The 6071-nt window shown below is 58.0% G+C and carries 5 protein-coding genes; 2 read left to right on the top strand and 3 right to left on the bottom strand.

Features of this window, described 5'->3' with window-relative positions:
- Positions 1-535 precede the first annotated feature (535 nt).
- Positions 536-1735, bottom strand: coding sequence for a tyrosine--tRNA ligase (gene tyrS / locus A462_RS18810; RefSeq protein ID WP_003210928.1), 1200 nt, complete (start codon positions 1733-1735; stop codon positions 536-538).
- A gap of 211 nt (positions 1736-1946) precedes the next feature.
- Here tyrS and A462_RS18815 point away from each other — a divergent pair, with 211 nt between their 5' ends.
- Together A462_RS18815 and A462_RS18820 are read left to right on the top strand one after the other, a co-directional pair.
- Complete coding sequence (locus A462_RS18815; protein ID WP_003210931.1) at positions 1947-3362, top strand: peptidoglycan DD-metalloendopeptidase family protein; 1416 nt, start codon at positions 1947-1949, stop codon at positions 3360-3362.
- A gap of 3 nt (positions 3363-3365) precedes the next feature.
- The gene (locus A462_RS18820; protein WP_008434463.1) at positions 3366-4457 is read left to right on the top strand and encodes an anhydro-N-acetylmuramic acid kinase; all 1092 of its coding nucleotides are present in this window, start codon (positions 3366-3368) and stop codon (positions 4455-4457) included.
- Positions 4458-4523: 66 nt separating this feature from the next.
- Here the strand turns inward: A462_RS18820 and erpA are convergent, their stop codons facing one another.
- Both erpA and argC read right to left on the bottom strand, forming a co-directional pair.
- A complete protein-coding gene (gene erpA / locus A462_RS18825) occupies positions 4524-4874 on the bottom strand; it encodes an iron-sulfur cluster insertion protein ErpA (RefSeq protein ID WP_003176443.1) in 351 nt (116 codons plus the stop codon).
- Positions 4875-5036: 162 nt separating this feature from the next.
- Entirely contained in the window at positions 5037-6071 is a 1035-nt protein-coding gene (gene argC, locus A462_RS18830; RefSeq protein WP_003210935.1) for an N-acetyl-gamma-glutamyl-phosphate reductase, read from the bottom strand.

Here is a 6071-nt window from a genome sequence, read left to right as displayed (position 1 = left end):
TAAGAAACCCTAAACTTGGCTCAGCAATCGTTGGTTACATCTTTGATTTCTCGCGGAGTAACTTGTGATGCTGATAATCTTGTTGACTATCAGTCTGACTCCACAAGCACCCACACGAATTGCTTGATTCAGTTGTTAAAGAGCGGTTGGTTAAGATCTTTCGTCTCAACCGAGGCGCGCATTCTACAGCAGCCTCATTTGCTGTCAAGTGATTATTTTCAGAAGTTTTCAAAGTTTCCTTTGTAACTTCAACCACTTGCGCTTCCGATCTCTCGTTAGCGGGAGGCGAATTCTACAGCGTTACACGCTGCTGTCAACACCTCTTTTTCTCCGCTTTCGACCGAGAAGATCGAAACGTTAATAGGGCCAAACAACACTGCCTTACTAACTCCTTCTGGGCTTCGATGATCTGAAGCAGCTCGCTRTCGAAACCTACATAACTCTTTGTTTACCAAGGAGTTTTCCGTTTCGACTGCGCCGGAAGTGGGGCGAATTATAGACAGATATAAAACGCCGTCAACAGTTAATTTCAGGTTTATTCGGATTTAAGAGTAATACGCGCAAATGCCTTCTTGCCGGCCTGGCAAACGTGGGTCGCGCCCAGTTCGTATATAAAGGTGCGATCGACAACCTCACCATCTATACGTACACCGCCAGACCCCAGAAGGTCGCGCGCCACCGCCGAGTTCTTCACCAGGCCCGCCTTATTAAGGACGGCAGCGATCGGCATTGCCTCGCCAGCAGTCAATTCAATCTCAGGCAGATCATCCGGCAGCTCGCCATCCTTCATACGGTTACCCGCAGCACGGTGAGCACTGGCCGCAGCCTCTTCACCATGGAAGCGCGCAACAATCTCTTCAGCCAGCTTGATCTTCACATCCCGCGGGTTAGCCCCAGCTTCCACTTCAGCACGCAGTGCATTGATCTCATCCATCGAGCGGAAACTCAACAGTTCGAAGTAACGCCACATCAGCGCATCCGGAATCGAAACCAGCTTGCCGTACATCACACCCGGCGCTTCCTGGATACCGACATAGTTACCCAGGGACTTGGACATCTTCTTGACGCCATCCAGCCCTTCCAGCAACGGCATCGTCAGAATGCACTGAGCCTCTTGCCCATACGCACGCTGCAGCTCACGCCCCATCAGCAGGTTGAACTTCTGATCAGTACCGCCCAGCTCGACATCGGCACGCAACGCCACCGAGTCATACCCTTGAACCAATGGGTACAGGAACTCATGGATAGCGATCGGCTGATTAGTGGAGTAGCGCTTATCGAAGTCATCGCGCTCGAGCATGCGAGCAACGGTGTACTGGGACGTAAGACGAATGAAATCCGCCGGCCCCATCTGATCCATCCAGGTGGAGTTGAAGGCCACCTCGGTCTTGGCCGGATCAAGAATCTTGAAGACCTGGGTCTTGTAGGTCTCGGCGTTATCGAGAACCTGCTCACGGGTCAGCGGCGGACGCGTAGCGCTCTTGCCGCTCGGATCGCCGATCATCCCGGTGAAGTCACCTATAAGGAAGATCACCTGATGCCCCAGTTCCTGGAACTGGCGCAGCTTATTAATAAGCACCGTATGCCCAAGGTGCAGATCCGGCGCCGTCGGATCAAAGCCGGCCTTAATACGCAGGGGCTGGCCACGCTTGAGCTTTTCGATCAGCTCAGCTTCGACCAACAGTTCTTCCGCACCACGTTTGATCAGCGCTAGCTGCTCTTCAACCGACTTCATAACAGACCCGCAAGGCTCAGATTCAAAAGGGAACCAACCATACAAGATCAGGGACTAATTACAAGTTTTGCCCTGCGCACGGACACCGTTCAGCAAGCCCAGCGTTCGCAAGCTTGCACCACAGATGATTTGGTTATATTTTATACAGTTATTTCATCTTCATCATGTCATTCATCTTTTCCAATTCATCTTTTCAAAGTCAAAATTACTTATGACCACAGAACCGTCTAAAGCGCCGCCGCTTTACCCGAAGACCCACCTGCTCGCCGCAAGTGGGATCGCCGCCCTTCTGAGCCTGGCACTCCTGGTATTTCCTTCCAGCGACGTAGAAGCCAAACGAACGACCCTAAGCCTTGACCTTGAAAGTCCGGTTGAGCAACTGACACAAGATCAAGACGCTTCCGACGCACTTCAAGCCACAAATGGCGCAGCCGAATCGCCGTTTGCCCAGATCGAAAGCAGCGCCGAAGACACCAAGGAAACCGCGCAGGCCGAACCTGCGGTAGTAGAGGCACCCAAGAACCCGCTGCACCGGGAAGTCATTGTTGCCAAGGGCGACACCCTTTCGACCCTGTTCGAAAAGGTCGGCCTCCCCGCCGCGACGGTCAACGATGTACTGGCAAGCGACAAGCAGGCCAAGCAATTCACCCAACTCAAGCATGGCCAGAAGCTTGAATTCGAACTGGCGCCCGACGGCCAGTTGACCAACCTGCACAGCAACGTCAGCGACCTGGAAAGCATCACCCTGACCAAAGGCGCCAAGGGCTTTGCGTTCAACCGCATCACCACCAAGCCGGTCATGCGCTCCGCCTATGTACACGGCGTGATCAACAGCTCGCTGTCGCAGTCCGCCGCCCGCGCCGGCCTGTCCCACAGCATGACCATGGACATGGCCAGCGTGTTTGGCTACGACATCGACTTCGCCCAGGACATTCGCCAGGGTGACGAATTCGACGTGATCTACGAACAGAAGGTCGCCAACGGCAAGGTCGTCGGCACCGGCAACATCCTCTCTGCGCGATTTACCAACCGTGGCAAGACCTACACCGCCGTGCGCTACACCAACAAACAAGGCAACAGCAGCTACTACACCGCCGACGGCAACAGCATGCGCAAGGCGTTCATCCGTACCCCGGTTGACTTCGCCCGTATTAGCTCGCGTTTCTCGATGGGTCGCAAGCATCCAATTCTGAACAAAATTCGCGCTCACAAAGGCGTCGACTACGCCGCCCCGCGTGGCACGCCGATCAAGGCTGCCGGTGACGGCAAGGTCTTGCTGGCCGGTCGCCGTGGCGGCTACGGCAACACCGTGATCATCCAGCACGGGGCCACCTACCGTACGCTGTATGGCCATATGCAAGGTTTCGCCAAGGGCATCCAGACCGGCGGCAACGTCAAGCAGGGCCAGGTGATCGGTTACATCGGCACTACCGGGCTGTCCACCGGCCCGCACTTGCACTACGAGTTCCAGGTCAACGGCGTGCACGTCGACCCACTGGGCCAGAAGCTGCCAATGGCCGACCCGATCGCCAAGGCCGAGCGCGCCCGCTTCCTGCAGCAGAGCCAGCCATTGATGGCCCGCATGGACCAGGAGCGCTCTACTCTCCTGGCTTCGGCGAAGCGCTAAGCCATGTCGCTCTATATAGGTGTGATGTCCGGGACCAGCCTTGATGGCCTGGACATTGCGCTGATCGAGCAAGGCCCGGCGATCAAGCTGATCGCCACCCACTACATCCCCATGCCTGAATCCCTGCGTTCCGAGCTGCTTGGCCTGTGCGCCAGCGGCCCGGACGAGATTGCCCGTTCGGCGCTCGCGCAGCAGAACTGGGTGACGCTTGCCGCCCAAGGTATTCACGCCCTACTCGATCAGCAGAACCTCAAGCCCCAGGACATTCGAGCGATTGGCAGCCACGGCCAAACCATTCGTCACGAACCTGCACGGGGTTTTACCGTGCAGATCGGCAACCCGGCACTGCTCACCGAATTGACCGGAATCACCGTCGTCAGTGATTTCCGCAGCCGCGATGTCGCCGCCGGAGGCCAAGGCGCCCCGCTGGTGCCTGCATTTCATGAGGCACTGTTTGGCGAGCGTACGGGCAACCGCGCCGTACTGAATGTGGGCGGCTTCAGCAACCTCAGCCTGATCGAGACCGGCAAACCGGTCGCGGGCTTCGACTGCGGCCCGGGGAATGTCCTGCTGGATGCCTGGATTCACCAGCAACGCGGCGAGAACTTCGACCGCGATGGCCAGTGGGCTGCCAGCGGGAAGGTTGAACCCCAGCTACTCAAGGCATTGCTCAGCGATCCGTTCTTTGTGACCAAGGGGCCAAAAAGCACCGGTCGCGAAGTCTTCAACCTGGGATGGCTTGAGCATCACCTGGGACGATTGCCGCCATTCGCAGCCCAGGACGTGCAAGCCACATTGCTCGAGCTGACTGCCCTGACCATCGTCGAATCCCTGCAAACCGCCCAACCACAGACCGAAACCCTGCTGGTCTGCGGCGGCGGCGCCCACAACGCAACCTTGATGAGCCGCCTGAGCGCCCTGCTGCCGGCGACCCAGGTCAGCAGCACCGCCACCTGCGGCGTAGACCCTGACTGGGTCGAAGCCATGGCGTTCGCCTGGCTGGCCCATTGCTGTCTGGAAGGCATCGCCGCCAACCGCCCCAGCGTCACCGGCGCCCGCGGCCTTCGTGTACTCGGCGCGATCTACCCCGCCTGAATCCCACACAGCAAAACGCCGCTTGGCCCTATCAAGGCCAAGCGGCGTTTTTATATCCGCTGTCGATCAGATCGAGAACGAAGACCCGCAACCACAAGTGGTGGTGGCATTCGGGTTCTTGATCACGAAGCGCGAACCTTCCAGACCTTCCTGATAGTCCACCTCGGCTCCTGCCAGGTACTGGAAGCTCATCGGATCGACAACCAGGCTGACGCCCTCGCGCTCAACGATGGTGTCGTCATCGGCCACGTCTTCATCGAAGGTAAAACCGTACTGAAACCCTGAACAACCGCCGCCCGTAACAAATACGCGCAGCTTCAAGCGATCATTACCCTCTTCATCGACCAGGCTCTTCACCTTGTGCGCAGCACCGTGGGTGAATTGCAAAGCCGTGGGGGTGAAGGATTCAACGCTCATGCTGATAATCTCCCGGCGTAGCGCCGCCATATGCGTGATGGCGGGCATTATCCGCTTCTCCTAGAAAAGCGGTCAACTATTGTTACGGTATATCAATCTGCGCAGCGGCCATTAAAAACACGAAAGGCCCGATCAACGGGCCTTTGCGCAACAGCAGAAAATTTACGGCAGCATGCCCGCGTGGGACAGGCCCAGCTTCTCATCCAGGCCAAACAGGATGTTCATGTTCTGCACAGCCTGGCCCGAGGCGCCCTTGACCAGGTTGTCGATAACCGACAATACCACCACCAGGTCACCATCCTGTGGACGATGCACTGCGATACGGCACACGTTGGCACCGCGCACGCTGCGGGTCTCCGGGTGGCTGCCCGCCGGCATCACATCGACGAACGGCTCATTGGCATAGCGCTTTTCAAACAGCGCCTGCAGGTCTACCGAGCGATCAACGACTGTCGCATACAGTGTGGAGTGGATCCCGCGGATCATCGGTGTCAGGTGCGGCACAAACGTCAGGCCGACATCCTTGCCCGCAGCACGACGCAGCCCCTGGCGAATTTCCGGCAAGTGACGATGGCCTTTGACTGCATAGGCTTTCATGCTTTCCGACGTCTCGGAGTAAAGCGAACCTACAGCGGCCCCACGACCAGCACCGCTGACGCCCGACTTGCAGTCAGCAATCAGCCGCGATGCATCCGCCAGCCCAGCTTCCAGCAATGGCAGGAAACCCAACTGCGTAGCCGTCGGATAGCAACCCGGCACAGCGATCAGGCGTGCTTGCTTGATCTGCTCACGATTGACTTCCGGCAGGCCGTACACCGCCTCTTCCAACAACTGCGGTGCACCGTGAGGCTGGCCGTACCACTTGGCCCACTCATCGGCGTCCTGCAGGCGGAAGTCTGCCGACAAGTCGATCACCTTGGTGCCGGCGGCCAGCAACTCGCCCGCCAGGGCATGGGCCACACCGTGAGGCGTGGCAAAGAACACCACATCACACGCGCCCAGGGTCTTGATATCCGGAACGCTGAACGCCAGGCCGTCATAGTGGCCTCGCAGGTTCGGGTACATATCGGCCACAGCCAGGCCGGCCTCGGATCGGGAAGTGATCACCACCACCTCAGCTTGCGGATGCTGAGCCAACAGACGCAGCAATTCGACACCGGTGTAACCCGTGCCGCCGACGATACCGACCTTGACCAT

Source organism: Pseudomonas sp. Ag1 (genome assembly GCF_000278565.1).
Lineage (GTDB): Bacteria > Pseudomonadota > Gammaproteobacteria > Pseudomonadales > Pseudomonadaceae > Aquipseudomonas.
Note: the sequence above shows the minus strand (reverse complement) of the source record. Positions and strands in the feature narration are given on the sequence as shown.